The following is a 14497-nucleotide window of genomic DNA, read 5'->3' as shown; positions in this document are numbered from 1 at the left end:
CTACTTGTGGCAGAGGGCTGTTCAGGAGTCCGGTGTGATCAGTTTCAGCGATGGAAAATAGGTGCGGTAGCGGCCGACGTCGCGGGTGAGCAGCGGCAGTCCATTGACGGCGGCATGGCCGCCGATGAAGAAGTCAGGCAGCACGCCAGTGCGCGATCCGCCCGATTTGCGATACTGCGTAAAGACCTTTCCGGCGAGGAACAGTGCCGCCCGGGGCATCGGAGCCATTTCGAGACCGGCTTCGTCAAGAAACGCGTCGATATCCTCTATGCGGTCGTAGCGAACGGCAAGTTCGGCATAGATTGCATCGTTGATCAACAACGGCCCATTGAGGCTCGCCGCCTCGAGCTGGGCGATCGACCAATCCGCCCAGTTCGCATCGTCCGTGACAAGATCGAGCAGAACGTTGGTGTCGACCAGCGTCACGCGTCGCCACGCGTCAGTGCCATGATCGCGTCGGTATCGAGTCCCTTGCCGGCATGGCCGCGCAATTTCGCGAAGCGGCTCGCGGGCTGCTTCTTGTCGCTACGCACAATCACCACATTGCCGTCATCGGCGCGGCGGAAATCAACCCTGCTGCCCGGAACGATCCCGAGCAGGTCGCGGACCGGCTTCGGGATGGTCACCTGTCCCTTGGCTGTGACTGTCGTGGTCATGTTCGCACCTCGGTAATACCCATTTTCCAGAAGGTATTACCTTGTGGGTCGGATTTCAACCTCAGCAAAACGCAAGTCTTTGCCCGAAATCGGCTCACAAAGGCGACCATCGCAATGTCATGGCGGCATGCAGGGACTGCCCTCGTTCCAGCACCGTCAATCCCGGGCGGCCGGGCAGATTGTAGGCGTCGACCGCATGGCTCACGGGCTCGAAGCAGAAGAAATCGGCGTCTGGACCGGGCGAGTAGACGACGGCGACATCGAGGTTCGGCGAAGCCTCGATGTCGATCGCGATGTGCAGGCCTGGTTGGCTAATCGTGGCGGCGCCGAGGCAACCGTGAAGGCATTGTTGATCCAGGCCTTCGGCAGAGGCCAGGCGGCCGAAAAGTCCCATTGCGGTCGAGCCGCGACATCGACCAGCTCGGTCGGCAGGTGGCGGGTGTCCTCGAGCCAGACGTCGGACGCCCGGAAGCGGAGCGTCGTCCCGGCAAATCGAGGAAACCACGGATGAAAACCGGCGCCGAAAGGCAGCGGCCCGGATGTCTCGTTGGTGACGACGACTTCGACATGCAAGGCCCCATCCTCCAGATGGAACAGTTGTCGGGCCCCGTAGCGGAAGGGGCCGATCTGCCCATTGCCAAGCGTCAGGCTTGCAGCTTCGCCGCTCGTCATCTCGATCGCCCAGGCCCTCTGGAACCCGTCGCCGTGAATCGGGAACCCCTCACCCGCGAGATTCGGCGCGATCGCGTGAAAGGCGCCCCGGAATGTGAAGCCGCCACCGGAAATCCGGTTTGAAAATGGAACCAGCACATTGCACGCCAGGGCGAACGGACCATCCGACTTGCTGTGCGTCCATCGCCGCAGGACGGGGACATCACGCCCACCCGGCAGAAGCGCCTCCATGAAGGCTATTCCCCCGCCGAGTTCCGGAACGATCCCGACCCTCGTGCGGGAGTCCTGCAACACGAGGACATCCACAGCCTACCACCCTGCGTCAATTGCGATGTTCTGACCGGTGATCCTGTCGGCGGACGGCGAGACGAGAAAATGGACCAGATCGGCGACATCCTCGGGCACGATGCGCAGCTTCAGGCACTGCCGGTCGATCACCCAGTCATTGTATTCCTGGAGCTTGTGCCCGAAGACCCGCTCCTCCGCCTCGGACACGACAGCCCCTGGCGCAACGGCATTCACGCATATGCCATAGGGTCCGAGTTCGCGTGCCAGCGATTTGGTGAGGCCGAGCATCGCGCCTTTGGACGCGATATAGGGGACATAGCCGCCAAGCTGGCCGTTGAGGGTGACCGACGTGAAGTTGATGATCTTGCCCCAGCCCTTGTCCTTCATGTGAGGGGCACAAACGCGCACGAGTGCGAAGGCCGCGGAGGAATTCACGCGGATCTGCTGCTCGTATTCCTCCAGGCTGAACTCTGCATAGGGCCGGTTGATGATGAGCGCCGCATTGTTGATCAGGATGTCGATGCCGCCGACGTCCGCGACGATCCCTTCGACCATCTTCGTGGCCTTCACCAGGTCGTCCAGATCGCAACCGACGAAGCTGACCGTCGCTCCGAGCCCCCTCGCCCGCTGCACGGCGTCCTCGATCTCGGGCCGGTCGAGCACGATGACATCGGCGCCCTCCGCCGAGAGCTTCCTGGCCTGTGCCCGACCAAGAGTCCCCAGACCGCCGGTCAGAAGTACTTTCCGGCCACTCAGATCAGGCATTGCTTCCTCCCGTCACAGAACCTCCTGGACTTCCTCGATCGAAGTCTCGCCGATCCGCTTGTCCAGAACGATTTCGCCGCGCGCCATTGCAACGACCCGGTCGCAGCATTCGAAGACATGGTGCATGTTGTGGCTGATGAAGATGCCGGTGACGTTCTGCTCCTTCAGCGATCGCACGAAGCCGATCACCTTCTTCGTCTCCTTGACGGACAGATGGTTGGTCGGCTCGTCGAGGATCATCACCTTTGATTTGAAATGCATGGCCCTGGCTATGGCGACGCCCTGCCGTTGACCGCCCGATAGTTCGCCCACCAGAGCGTCGGGGGAGCGCAGGTGAAGATCGACATCGGCGATGGCTTTGACGCTTTCGCGGCGCATCTGGCCCAGATCCATGACGCCGATCCCGCCGATCGCAAACTTCAGCGGTTCGCGCCCGATGAACATGTTACGGGCGATCGACATGGTAGGAACCATCGAATTGTACTGGTAGATGGTCTCAATGCCGAGGCGCATGGCGTCGCGCGGATTGCTGATGTGAACTTTTTCTCCTTCGATCAGCACCTCGCCCTCATCCTCTCTCTGCACCCCGGAAAGGATGTTGATCAAGGTCGATTTGCCGGCGCCATTGTCGCCGATCAGGCCGAGCGCCTCATTCGGATAGATGTCGAGCGAGATGTCCTTGAGGGCGTGGACGCCGGAATACCACTTGTGCAGATTGCGGATCGAGATGATGGGATCGGCCATCGTCAGATCTCCGACTTTATCCGCTTGGCGCGCCGCAGCAGCCAGGCGTTCGCCACCACAGCGAAGATGGTCAAGGTTCCGATGGCGAACTTGAACCAGTTCGCGTCGACGCGACTGAGAACCAGCCCATTGTCGATCACGCGGATCAGGACGGCACCGATGATGCCGCCGATCACTGTCCCGATCCCGCCGGTGAGCGCCGTGCCTCCGATGACGGCGGCGGCCACCGCCTGCAGTTCCATGCCTTCGCCGATCGACGGGAGAGGCGATCCGAGGCGCAGCACCTGGATCATGCCTGCAAAGCCGGCAAGGACGGAGCAGAGCATGAAACAGGCGATCTTGACCCGCGCGGTCGGTATGCCCATGGCGCTTGCCGCCGGCAGAAAACCGCCGGTTGCGCGCACCCAATTGCCGAAATTGGTCCGCGACAATACAAAAGTCGCGAGACAGGCAATGGCGACAAACCAAACGAACGACATGCGAAACAGAGCACCCGGTCCGACGAAAGCGGTAAACAGCCATTTTGGCAGATCGTTGGGAAGCAGCGGAGGAAAGCCACCGGAAATGACGACAGTGAGCGAACGCGCGATGAAAAGCATGCCGAGCGTCGTGATGAAGCTCGGGATGGCGTAGCGGATCGTCAGGAACCCGTTCAGGAACCCGATCGCTGCGGCCACCAAGATGCCGACGCAGAAGGCCAGGGCGAAAGGCGTCCCGCCCTCCATCATGATCGCCATGACCATCGGCATCAGCGCGAAAACTGATCCCACGGATAGATCGAACTCGCCGCAGATCATGAGGATGGTCACGCCGATGGCGACCAGCCCCATCTCCGGCAGAAGGCCGAGAATTCCCCGCAGATTGTCCTGGTTCAGAAAGACGCCGTTGGACCGCACCTGGAAGACGACGACCAAGATCACCAACAGCAGAACGCCTGCCAACTCCGGTTTCTCGAAATAGATTTTCAGCAGACGTTTCACATTATCCTCCCCGGTGAAGGGCCGCGCCAACCTCATGCGCGGCCCCGTATCCCGCCTGGAGCGGGATGCGTTCAATCGAACTGGCATCCCGCTCTATCTATTTGTTTTAGCCGCATTTCTGCGACGCCAGGTGATTCCATCACTTGGCTGCAAGATGCTTTAGCGCAGGCCCTGCTTGGAGAGGTCCCAGAGTGCCGGCACGTCGGCAGGGCGCACGATACCCTGGCCGGTATCGATGTCCGCAGGGGCCAGGCCGACGGTTTTGGCCAGATAGGCCTCCATGACGGGCATGAAGCCCTGCATGTAAGGCTGCTGATCAACCTCGACCTGAATATACCCGGCCTGCATCTGCTGGAGCACTTCGGCGACGATGTCGAAGCCGCCGAGCAGGACCTTGCCCGGCTCGACGCCGCGGTCGGCAAGCGCCCGGGCCACACCCGCGTGCCACAGCCCTGTGTCGAAGTAGACCGTCGTGTCGGGATGCGCGTTGAGATAGGCGCCGACACGGTCGGCGACGACGGCGCCATCGGTGCCGGTATCGAGGCGGTTGATCTCGACTTCGCGGTTCGGATTGGCGGCCTTGAACTCCTCAAGGAACTTGATCACACCCGCCGCGCGCTGTTCGGACCAGTTTTGGCCCGGCGCCGACACGCCTACCAGTGCCTTGATCGGACCTTCGGCCGGAAAGCTCTCCGACATTGCCTGGCCGAGCGAGTAGCCGGCCGGAACGAAGCCTTGGCCGATGAAGGCCTGGCGGGCATTGCCCTTCGCGCCATCCGTGTCGTCGACGTTCGAGGCGATCACGATCACACCGGCGGCGCGGGCGTCGCTGATGATCTGGTCGAAGGCATTGTTGTCCACGATGCTGGTAATCAGGGCATCCGGCTTGCCTGCCAGCGCGGCCTGCATGTTTGCGGATTGCTGCTCGATCGAACCTTCGGTCTGGGTGAAGATCATCTGGCAGCTGGCCTCGAGCTTGCTGCAGGCGTCGTCAAAACCTTTCTTGACCGCTTGCCAGAAGGGATTGGATGCGGACGAATGGTGCGTGAACACGATGTTCATGCTGTCCGCGAACGAGGCCGTTGCCGAACCTCCGGCCAATATTGCTCCCAAGGCTGCCGAGCTGAGTAGCTTCTTCATGGTTCTCCTCCGTAGAAAGCTGTTTCAGGTTCAGTTTCAGAAAATCGATGCGTCAGTTACCCGTCGAAGCGCGGTGAAGGCGCGATCGATCTCCGGGTTCAGCTCCATGCCAAGGCCTGGTCCGGGCGGCACGGTGATCATGCCGTTCTTCACCTCCGGCAAGGCGGTCACGAGGTCGCGGTACCAAGTCTTATAGAAGGCCCTGACACTCTCCTGGACAAGCGCGTTCGGCGCATTCAGCGACAGGTGGGTCGACGCGCCGAGTACCACCGGACCGGTGCAGTCGTGCGGCGCGACCGGCAGGTGCCACGCTTCAGCCATGGCAGCGATCTTGCGCGCCTCTGAAAGCCCGCCGCACCAGCTGATGTCGAGCATGATGACGCCGGCCGCGCCAGTCTCGAGAAGGTCGCGGAATGCCCACCGCGAGCCGAGAGTCTCGGAAGCCGATATCGGCGCCAGCGAAGCCTCGGCATAGCGCTTGAGGCTGGACAGACTGTCCATCCTGATCGGATCTTCATGCCAGAACGTCTTGTGGGGAGCGAGTTCTCGAGCGATCTGCATGGCCGGCAGCAATTGCCACATCGAGTGGAACTCGACCATGATGTCCATCTTGTCGCCGACCGCCTTGCGGATTTTCTCGAATGGTGCCAGCGCGGAATTCAGATCAGGCTGCGATATATACAGGCCTTGCGTTTTCTCGGCAGCCATGTCGAACGGCCAGATTTTCATGGCCGTGATGCCTTCCTCGAGCAACGAGTGCGCCAGTTCGTCGGCGCGGTGAAGGAAGCCGTTCAGATCATCAAAGGCGTCATCACCGGCTTTATCGAGCCCATAATTGGCCGTCGTCTGGCCTGTGGCTTTCTTGATGTATTCGGGTCCGGCACAGGTGTTGTAGGTCCTGATCTCCTGCCGCGTGAAGCCGCCGAGAAGTTGTGCGATCGGCTGACCGGTAGCCTTTCCGAACAGATCCCAAAGCGCGATGTCGAAGGCGGAGTTGCCCCTCACTTCCGCGCCCGTCGATCGAAAGCCGAGATATCCGACGAGATCGGCGGCAAGCAGGTCGATCTGCAAGGGATCGCGCCCGATCACCCGTGGCGCCACATATTCGTGCAAATAGGTCTCGACGGTCTCGGCAATGAAGAACGTCTCGCCCAGCCCGACGAGGCCCTCGTCCGTATGGACCAGCACCCAGAGAAGGTTGGGCCGCTCCTTGAGCCGCAGCGTTTCGAGTTTCGTAATCTTCATGCGCCCGGCTCCCTCAGGCAATACCGGCCGCCAGCAGGGCCTTGACGCTCTCGTCAAAATGCCTGCCCATCAGGTCGCGGGCGGACTGGGGATCACCCGTCGCGATGGATTCGGCGAGTTCTATATGGATCTGGATCATCTCCAGTTGCTCGGCGTCGGAAGGGCGGCTGCGCCAGCCGATCGGCCAGGTCTGGCGCGACACTCGCTCGAACGCGCCGACGATGAGGCTGAAAACCGGATTTTTTGCTGCCTTGGCGATCTCGAGGTGAAAGGCGAGATCGTGCTCCATGACCTCTTCCGGTCGCTGGAAGTTCTCACGCATGGCGCGCGCGTGGCTCCTGATCCTTTCCACTTCATCGGCTGACCTGCGCAAGGCCGCCAACATGGCGGTGCGCGTCTCGATGGTGCGACGCACGTCATAGATTTGCTGCACGGTGATCTGTTCGGTGTGAACGCCGTGCTCGATCACCAGCGACATGGTGCCGTAGTCCAGCTCGGCGACGGTGGCCCGCCGGCCTGCCCTCAGATCGATGAGCCGCATGGCGGCGAGCGAACTGAAGGCTTCACGCACTACGGTACGCGAGACGCTCAATTGCCTGGACAGTGCGGCCTCGCTGGGAAGCCGGTCCCCAGGCCCGAGCTCGTGTGTGCGGATGTGGCGGGTGATCTCGCCGATGGTGTTGCTGACCAGACTCGCTGCGTCGGAATTCTTGGCGGGCGCAGCCATGACCACGGCAAATCCTCACATCGGAAGGCGCAAACCTGTATGGCAGGTTTGTCAAATCCGTTGATAGTATGCGCTAAAGATGTGTGTCAAGACGGTCCCGGTAGAACTGCCACGATCACCGATGTTCTCGAAATACAGATGCGCGATGCCCGCGCGGCTCAGTGCCACAGCGGCGACGTGCCGTCGGGCGGGCCGTCGCAAATCTCCTGAAGGTCCCGCAGCCGTTACTTTGCCGGGTCACTGCGCGTCGCCACCGCGTCCTTGACGGCATTCGCAAGGTTGGCGAGAATTCTCCATTCCTGCTTGAGACCTTCGAGTGTCGCCTCAAAGGAGCGAGTGCCGATAGTTCGGATACCGGCATGGCTCGCGACAGCGCGCGAATAGAGATCGATGGTCTGCTGCGCGGTCGAAGATCGTGAATAGGAGGCCGCAGTCAGTCTGGCCTCTTCTTGCAACATCTCTCGGCCCGGTGGAGCGATCGCGCGGACTTTGGCGAGAGCTTTTGAGAATTGGGCTGGGGACGCATCGGCCGACAGGAGATAGCCGTTCCTTCCGTTGCGTACCACTTCACGGACTCCAGGTTCATCAAGCCCAACCACGGGAACGCCGGCTGCCATCGCCTCGACGAGCACAAGACCCTGGGTTTCGGAACGCGACGAGAAGGCGAAGACATCCATGGCGGCATAGACGTCGGCCAGATCAGCGCCTTCGACCACGCCCAGCAGGTGGCATCTGTCCTGAAGACCAGCCTCGTCCAGCATCCGGCGCATTACGGACGCTGACGAACCGTCGCCGGCGACGATAAAATGCGTGCGCTCATTTTGCGAAAGAAACAGGCAGACTGCTTCGGTGAGGTAAGTCAGGTTCTTCTCCGGCGCCAACCGACCTACGTGCCCGACGATGAAATCGGTTTCCGCTATTCTTAAGCGGCTCCGCAATCTCAGCCCATCTCCATTGGAGAACCTGGCTAGATCAATCCCTGTCGGGATTATGGCGATCGGTTTGGTGACATCGTGGTGGCGCAAGAGGTCGGCAATGCTGAGCGTTGGAGCGATGATATGGTCGCACAGATCACAGTAGCCGACCGCGAGGCTGAGCACGAGCCGTTGGAGGACCGGTGCATCCTGGGCAACGTAGTGTCCGTAGAGTTCGTAGCGGGTGTGATAGGTGAATATGGCCGGCAACGCTCGCGACGCGGCGGTGCGAAGGGCGGTGTCGCCGAGAAGAAACGGGTGGTGCGAATGGATAATATCCGGCTCGAAGGCGTTCAGCGTCTTCTCGAGGGAGCGCGTGAACGGGATCGGCACTGAAAAATCGCTCCCGTTAAAATTCTGGATCGCAGGGACGCGAAGGATATCCCTTTCTGATCGACCTGCTTCCGCATAGTCCGGCGCCACGATCAGGACTGCATGTCCCAACTCACGCAGCGTCTCCGACAACCACGCAACACTGTGTGCAACGCCGCCGACATGCGGGCTGAATGTGTTGGTAAACATCACAATGTTCATGCCAGACTTATCCAGTCCCGCGTCAATTGATCATGGAGGCGTGGCCGCCAAAGAAACCGTCGCGGCCGGCTTGTCACGCTGTCGGAGGATCGAAATTCGGTCTTCCACAGTCCGGACCCCGAGCGACCACTACCGGCGCATCTGCAGCCTGACGCCGAACAGGCCTTGACCTCAACGGCTACGTTACCATCCCGAACGTTGGCGCGAATAGCCTGAGCGTCCGTTTCGGCGTCGTGCTTCGGCGTTGCCTCGCGCCCCAGGAGCCGGTCGCCGTGCGCTTCATATGCATTACGTCTCCCGAGTGCGGACCTAATCCCGCCGAGGATACCGAAGACGCTCTGCACGAAGAAGTGCGGCTTGACGATGCCGCGGTCCGCGAAATGCACCAGTGTGTAGAGGTGACCGATATCGTAGCAGTCGAGCTCGAAGCGGGTGCCGTTTTCGGCACAGGTGGTCAGGAAGTGCTCGATGTCCGCAAACGTATTCTTGAAGATGCGATCGAGCGAGCAAGCTAGTCCCGCTAAACACTGCGCATGAAACGGTGACACATGCCAGAAAAGCTCCTGCACCCTGAAGACGGCTCAAGCCCGGAAGAAGATCACGTAGCGTGCCACCGCCGATGCCGTCACCGTGCCGATCATGACCGCTAATCCCGTTCGCTCAGGTGGTAACCATATCTAGCGATTGTTGCTGACGGATCGCCTCGCCTGCCTTGTTGGCGTCGGCATGGGCGAGGCGCTGTTTCCGACCCGGTGGAAGAACGACAAGCCACCGTCGATCGAGAAGTTCGTGGAGACTTTCCGCGACGATTACGCATGCGCCAATTACCTCTTCAACAAGCGCTGGCCGGGCGGCTTCGCATGCCCACGCTGCGGTTCCAGGAAAGCATGGCGCCTGGAGGCGCGCGGCCGTGGCTTTTCGAATGCGCAGGCAAAGGGGAGAGGCCTGGGTGCAGGAAACAGACCTCCGTGATCGCCGGGACGGTCATGCAGGGCACGCACCTGCCGCTGCGCAAGTGGTTCCTGGCGGCGACCTGATGGCGACGCACTCTAATTCGATTTTCGACGCTGCAGCTCCAGCCTAAGCTGGGCGTCTCTTACAAAACCGCCTGGCTGGTGCTTCACAAGCTCCGGCGGGCAATGGTGAACCCAACCGGACACCGCTTTCCGGAACTATCGACGTGGACGAGTCCGCTATCCCGTATCCGCGCAAGGAGGACGCGCTGGAGAGGGGCGGCGGCAGCAGCACAGCCAACCAGATATGGATCGCTGGAGCGGTCGAGACGGTCGGCAACCATGGCGTCGGTCGCATCAGGCTCGCGCGCATCGCGGACCGTTCGGCTCAAAGCATCGTTCCGTTCGTGGTAGCGAATGCCCTTCCCGGAGCGGCGTTGCGGACGGACTCCCTTGCCTCGTACGACAAGGTGGCCGGCCGTCGCCTCAGGAGGGTTAATCCGAGTGATAGGACGATTCCCGCCCATATCGTTTCCAAGTGGATTCACGTCGTTTTTGCGAACCTGAAGAGGTGGGCGCTGGGCACGTTCCACGGCTTTCGGGAGAAGCACCTCGATGCCTACCTAAACGAGTTCGTGTTCCGCTGGAACAGGCGGCGGCACTTTCACACCGCGATGGACAGGATGCTCGGGATAGGCCAGCGCCTCGAGCCCGTCACCTACCGCAGCATCGTCGGCGACACGACGGATTGGAAGAAAGAGCACATCCGCGAAATCCTCAAGATGTGCCACCCTAACAAACGGACAATTGTGGAGGATCTCGCGAGCTACTACCGCGTCCACAAGGTGACGGTACAGGAGGAACTCGCCTAGTGGGTGGATCGCCTCAAGGAGGAGGATCCTGACGCGTATGGCGGCTTCCAATGGGATTTCGACGGCGTGCGAGAGTTCGGCGAGCGGCGCCATTACACACGTCGGAAGCCGGGGCGGCCAGTGCTGACGCCGCGGCGGCAAGGCGAGGAACGGCTGACGGGAAGGCGCTACAGCAGGCCGGATCCGCTCATCCCGCGGATACTGGCGTTGCCTCCCTTCCGGCGGCCCGCCATCGCGTTGGCGGCCGAGTAGCCGCGCGCTGGAGTGGCCGTTCCGACGGCCCCTCGCTAGGGCGACGGGGCAGCCGACTCGTCCTCCATATCGAGCGATTCTTCGACTGCTTCCGGATTCCGGGCGATGATCCAAAGGAGCGTATTCGCCGCTGCATCCGGTTCCGAGCGACCTTGCTCCCAGTTTCGAAGCGTTGCCAGATCGAGGCCATACCTCACGGAGAACGCCTCCTGGGATAGCTTCGTGCGATCCCGGACTTCGCGAACGCTTATCGGCTGCGGCGCATGAACCTTCGCGATCACTCCTGCGGAAGAGAGTTCATCCTTCAGTGCTCGAAGGTCGTCGACGCAAGGAACCGTCACGAATGCCTTGCCTTGATCAACCATCGCCGTGAGGACAGCGTGGGCCGTCCTCAGCGGCAGCTGTCTCCTGACGAGAGCCCGAGCAGCCTCAGGAGTATTCGCGCCGGGTAGAAAGCTGAGGCTCAGCCGGACGGGAGAGCCTGACGACACCCGGACGACGTCCCGGGTTCGCACCCGTTGTCCGAACCGCTCCATGAACTTCGATGTAGTCGACATTAAGCTTCTCCGCGATCACTCGACCGAGCTTGCGCAATTTGGACCAACCCCACTGGACCTGGGCATCGCCCCCAATATGGAGGTCACGGACGACCAGATGGTTGCTGCCCATCTCCACGTCCCCCAAGAGCTGAAGCACGCCATCGGGCGTGACGACATCAAAGAGGAGGCATGGGTCCTCCGAAATGTCAGCGTCCAAAATGAGTTCGATGTCATCGGGCTGCACACGCGATCTCTACGCAAGTTGCTTATAGAAAGTATGTCGGGTGCTGGCGAGCGTCAACGCCTAACCGATCTCCGAATTGGCGGGATGCTGGCAACATCCCAATCGTGCCACCTTGGCCCAGTCTACGTTAATCGACCGGGAGAAGGGGGACAGACGCAGCACCATATATTGTAGCCACCTGAGCGAACGGGATAAGCGGTCGATCAGGACAATGCCGACTACATCCATTTGCCTGCGCGAGGCGACCAGCGCGCCCGAATCGCAAAACGATCAAGCTCAGTCAGTCGAGAAGTGCGGCGAAAACGGTGTGTTGCTGGCGCAGCGATGAGATCAGTGCGTGCGTGATGTTATCTCACGGTATGACAGTAGTACGTAGATAAAGGTCAGTGTCCCGGCAAGTTCGAGACCTTCTTCGATGTTCGCCAAAATGCGGTAGCGCAAGGAGTCCACGCCTTCCGCCTCTGCAACGCTGCCGCCGACCATTTCAAGCCCGACCGCTCCGCCAAGAAACAATATCGCCGAAACCGCCAACAGCACAGCGAGTGATGTTGGGAAAGAGCGGATGAATGGAACAAAGGCAGCTAGCCCCACCAAGCTAAGGATGCCTGCCGGCGCTGCCCATGCAAAATACAGCAGGCCCGTATTGGTTGACCTCGCAGCCAACGCAGCGGATAGCTTCTCATGGAGGCCAGCGAATTCATCGAAACAAAGAAGCAGGAACAGGAAGCCCAAGAAGTACCAATGCCAGGTGAATTGACTGCCGCGGTCCGCCGCATCGTCTCCGCACTGAAAAAGAAGACGGCTGCAGAAGAAAAGCACCAGCACGGAGATCCAAGTGAACGCGCTCCGTTCTACATCGACATCAAGGAGCCATATTTTTGTCGAAAGGTCCGGCTTCTGTACAGCGTACAAAATTAGATCTTGTACAAAACTTGCACAAAGAATCAGGAGAGATACTCCTGCAACAATGGCGAGTATCGGTCTCCATTTCCTGAACAGAAGCGGGGCTTCCTTTTCCACACTTGAAATTGTCATAAAAGTGTCACATAGAGATTAGTAACTTGTCAACTAGTGGCGTTCCAATGCGCAGCGACGGAAACAAGTTCGAGTCTTTACTCGGCGCAGGCTTGCTTGCTCTCCTAGTGGCGTTGGCCGGGCTCATCGTTTTCTACGAGCTCGAGGTGGTATTTCCGTTGGGGTGACGCGATGGCTGGGGCATCTCGAATCTTATGAGAAACCGTGTCCTGGTGTGGCCCGGCGCTGAACCTCAAACAGATCGAGACGATCTGGCGGCGTGAGGGCTGAAGGCACTCGCCGGACTTCCGCCAACCGACGCATTCGCGTCAGATGCAGCGCTTTGTCAGGTCGTTGCTGACGGCATCCACTGGAGCATCCCCGAAATTTCCTAAGAGCTGCCACCTGCAGAACGCTGACAGGGGTCATGTCGCGACTTCGGAGCGACAGATCGGAGATGCGCAAAGCGCTGTGGCGTCGCCGTTGGCGAATATGCCGAAGAGGGTGCAGTCAGGCGTACGCGAGGCCCTCATGCAGGAATCTGCGGGCCGCACTCGGTGAGGCTTTGGGGCATACCAGCGCCTTTCGCGAACTGCCGGATTGGGGGCCGGGGCGGCTGCCAGGTGGGTGGTAGATCGGTGTGTCCCCCACGGGATCAATGGAATCGACAAGTTGGGTGCAAATCTCGACTGGCGAAATGCCTGACGGCGGCGCATGCTCGAGAACTCACGGTCGACCCTCCTGCGCTCAGCCAAAAGGGCGAACCGACCTTGCCGCGGTGTCTGAGCAGCGCGGCAAGGCCAGCAGCGGCTATTTTGCTGGGCTCGACAGGAGATCGAGATCGACCGCGTCCGCCATTGCCTTGTATCCCGCGTCGTTGGGATGGAGGTTGTCACCGCAGTCGTAGTCGTCGCGCAGGTATCCCGGCTTGGCCGGGTCTTCCATCACCTTGTCGAAGTCGATCACGCCGTCAAAGCCGCCGCCGGTGCGGATCCATTCGTTCACGGTGGCGCGTATCTCTTCCTTCTGTGGTGTATAGTACCCCTCGGTAGGAAGCCCTTTGAAGGTGTCGGCGAAAGGGGTCAACGTCGCACCTACGATGCGTACGCCATGGGCATGCGCGCGGTCGATGAGTTGTTTGTATCCGCTGATGATGTCTTCGGCGGTCGGTTCCTTGTCGTCCGGCGTGATTGCATTTTCGCCTGGCCAGCCGATATCGTTGATGCCCATCATCACAACGACGGTCGAGACATTGGGATGGCTCAGGACATCAGAATCGAAACGTGCCAGAGCATTGACCCCCATACCGTCGGTCAACACGCGGTTTCCCGAAAAAGCTTCGTTGACCACCGCGACCTTGCGATTGGCCTCCTGCAATCGCTTGGCGACATGGTCTGGCCAGCGATTATTGGCGTCGGGGGTCGAACAATTCCCGTCCGTGATGGAATCCCCGAAAAACACGATCGCCTGGGATTCCGGCGCGGCATCAACCCATATATCGCTCAGAAAAAGGCGTGATTTGAGTGTGCTGTCAGCCTTGAACGCCGCATCGTTTGTGAAATCGCCCGGGCCGGAGATGTAGGCGGTTTGCACACCATCCCAATGCACCGACGAGAGCGCCGTCTTCTTCGGCAGGAAGATGCTGACCGAGATCTCGGAAAGCGCTTCTGCCGGGAGGGCGACGGGGTCGCTGAGGATCGGGGCTCCCGCCGGAATGACCACAGAACTCTTGCCGCCCCAGGTGAGGGGCTTCAGGGTCGCCTGATCGACGGCGCCATCCTTGCCTGCTATTCCCACGCTGCCGGCACCGATGGTCAGCGGCTTAGCGCCGAAAGCATTCGATAGGACGACCCGGACGCTGTTGCCCCCAACACTGATGCGGGCAACTTGGCGGACGG

At 60.6% G+C, this 14497-nt stretch carries 15 protein-coding genes and 2 pseudogenes; 2 read left to right on the top strand and 15 right to left on the bottom strand.

Features of this window, described 5'->3' with window-relative positions:
• Window positions 1-21 precede the first annotated feature (21 nt).
• From E5X88_RS30650 to E5X88_RS30600, 11 genes and pseudogenes are all read right to left on the bottom strand, one after another.
• Window positions 22-426, bottom strand: coding sequence for a type II toxin-antitoxin system VapC family toxin (locus E5X88_RS30650; protein WP_292167869.1), 405 nt, complete (start codon window positions 424-426; stop codon window positions 22-24).
• On the bottom strand, window positions 423-656 hold the full coding sequence (locus E5X88_RS30645; RefSeq protein WP_292167867.1) for an AbrB/MazE/SpoVT family DNA-binding domain-containing protein: 234 nt from the start codon (window positions 654-656) through the stop codon (window positions 423-425). Before E5X88_RS30645 ends, E5X88_RS30650 begins: the two co-directional genes overlap by 4 nt.
• A 201-nt stretch (window positions 657-857) precedes the next feature.
• Window positions 858-1622, bottom strand: a complete 765-nt coding sequence (locus tag E5X88_RS30640) for an aldose 1-epimerase (RefSeq protein ID WP_292167865.1) — start codon at window positions 1620-1622, stop codon at window positions 858-860.
• A 15-nt stretch (window positions 1623-1637) separates the two neighbouring features.
• Window positions 1638-2381: an SDR family oxidoreductase gene (locus E5X88_RS30635; RefSeq protein ID WP_292167864.1), complete on the bottom strand. Its 744-nt coding sequence runs from the start codon at window positions 2379-2381 to the stop codon at window positions 1638-1640.
• Window positions 2382-2393: 12 nt separating this feature from the next.
• A complete protein-coding gene (locus E5X88_RS30630) occupies window positions 2394-3125 on the bottom strand; it encodes an ATP-binding cassette domain-containing protein (RefSeq protein ID WP_292167862.1) in 732 nt (243 codons plus the stop codon).
• 2 nt (window positions 3126-3127) lie between these two features.
• The gene (locus E5X88_RS30625; RefSeq protein ID WP_292167860.1) at window positions 3128-4105 is read right to left on the bottom strand and encodes an ABC transporter permease; all 978 of its coding nucleotides are present in this window, start codon (window positions 4103-4105) and stop codon (window positions 3128-3130) included.
• Window positions 4106-4264: 159 nt separating this feature from the next.
• A complete protein-coding gene (locus tag E5X88_RS30620) occupies window positions 4265-5245 on the bottom strand; it encodes a sugar ABC transporter substrate-binding protein (RefSeq protein ID WP_292167858.1) in 981 nt (326 codons plus the stop codon).
• A 36-nt stretch (window positions 5246-5281) separates the two neighbouring features.
• Entirely contained in the window at window positions 5282-6490 is a 1209-nt protein-coding gene (locus E5X88_RS30615; protein ID WP_292167856.1) for a mandelate racemase/muconate lactonizing enzyme family protein, read from the bottom strand.
• A 13-nt stretch (window positions 6491-6503) separates the two neighbouring features.
• Complete coding sequence (locus E5X88_RS30610) at window positions 6504-7217, bottom strand: FadR/GntR family transcriptional regulator (RefSeq protein ID WP_292167854.1); 714 nt, start codon at window positions 7215-7217, stop codon at window positions 6504-6506.
• 224 nt (window positions 7218-7441) lie between these two features.
• A complete protein-coding gene (locus tag E5X88_RS30605) occupies window positions 7442-8713 on the bottom strand; it encodes a glycosyltransferase (protein ID WP_292167900.1) in 1272 nt (423 codons plus the stop codon).
• A 280-nt stretch (window positions 8714-8993) separates the two neighbouring features.
• Window positions 8994-9231, bottom strand: a pseudogene (locus E5X88_RS30600) (3-keto-5-aminohexanoate cleavage protein); the annotation flags it as partial.
• Window positions 9232-9451: 220 nt separating this feature from the next.
• Here E5X88_RS30600 and E5X88_RS30595 point away from each other — a divergent pair.
• Window positions 9452-10412: pseudogene (locus tag E5X88_RS30595) on the top strand (IS1595 family transposase); the annotation flags it as partial.
• 141 nt (window positions 10413-10553) lie between these two features.
• Window positions 10554-10802, top strand: a complete 249-nt coding sequence (locus tag E5X88_RS30590; protein WP_292167852.1) for a hypothetical protein — start codon at window positions 10554-10556, stop codon at window positions 10800-10802.
• A gap of 35 nt (window positions 10803-10837) precedes the next feature.
• Here E5X88_RS30590 and E5X88_RS30585 read toward each other — a convergent pair whose 3' ends face one another.
• The 4 genes from E5X88_RS30585 to E5X88_RS30570 form a co-directional block, all read right to left on the bottom strand.
• On the bottom strand, window positions 10838-11167 hold the full coding sequence (locus E5X88_RS30585) for a helix-turn-helix domain-containing protein (RefSeq protein WP_292167850.1): 330 nt from the start codon (window positions 11165-11167) through the stop codon (window positions 10838-10840).
• A gap of 64 nt (window positions 11168-11231) precedes the next feature.
• Window positions 11232-11585 carry a hypothetical protein gene (locus E5X88_RS30580; protein ID WP_292167848.1) on the bottom strand — a complete coding sequence of 118 codons (354 nt, stop codon included), beginning with the start codon at window positions 11583-11585 and terminating at the stop codon, window positions 11232-11234.
• A 330-nt stretch (window positions 11586-11915) separates the two neighbouring features.
• Window positions 11916-12620, bottom strand: a complete 705-nt coding sequence (locus E5X88_RS30575; RefSeq protein WP_292167846.1) for a hypothetical protein — start codon at window positions 12618-12620, stop codon at window positions 11916-11918.
• 789 nt (window positions 12621-13409) lie between these two features.
• Window positions 13410-14497, bottom strand: a 1088-nt coding sequence (locus tag E5X88_RS30570; RefSeq protein WP_292167844.1) for an SGNH/GDSL hydrolase family protein, incomplete at its 5' end; no start/stop codon positions are given.

The sequence above is a fragment of the Mesorhizobium sp. genome (genome assembly GCF_004962245.1).
GTDB lineage: Bacteria > Pseudomonadota > Alphaproteobacteria > Rhizobiales > Rhizobiaceae > Mesorhizobium.
Note: the sequence above shows the minus strand (reverse complement) of the source record. Positions and strands in the feature narration are given on the sequence as shown.

Coding starts and splice junctions, on each gene's coding strand:
- E5X88_RS30645 (WP_292167867.1), bottom strand. CDS start 656: ATGACCACGACAGTCACAGCCAAGGGACAGGTGACCATCCCGAAGCCG.
- E5X88_RS30635 (WP_292167864.1), bottom strand. CDS start 2,381: ATGCCTGATCTGAGTGGCCGGAAAGTACTTCTGACCGGCGGTCTGGGG.
- E5X88_RS30630 (WP_292167862.1), bottom strand. CDS start 3,125: ATGGCCGATCCCATCATCTCGATCCGCAATCTGCACAAGTGGTATTCC.
- E5X88_RS30620 (WP_292167858.1), bottom strand. CDS start 5,245: ATGAAGAAGCTACTCAGCTCGGCAGCCTTGGGAGCAATATTGGCCGGA.
- E5X88_RS30615 (WP_292167856.1), bottom strand. CDS start 6,490: ATGAAGATTACGAAACTCGAAACGCTGCGGCTCAAGGAGCGGCCCAAC.
- E5X88_RS30610 (WP_292167854.1), bottom strand. CDS start 7,217: ATGGCTGCGCCCGCCAAGAATTCCGACGCAGCGAGTCTGGTCAGCAAC.
- E5X88_RS30605 (WP_292167900.1), bottom strand. CDS start 8,713: ATGTTTACCAACACATTCAGCCCGCATGTCGGCGGCGTTGCACACAGT.
- E5X88_RS30585 (WP_292167850.1), bottom strand. CDS start 11,167: ATGGTTGATCAAGGCAAGGCATTCGTGACGGTTCCTTGCGTCGACGAC.
- E5X88_RS30575 (WP_292167846.1), bottom strand. CDS start 12,620: ATGACAATTTCAAGTGTGGAAAAGGAAGCCCCGCTTCTGTTCAGGAAA.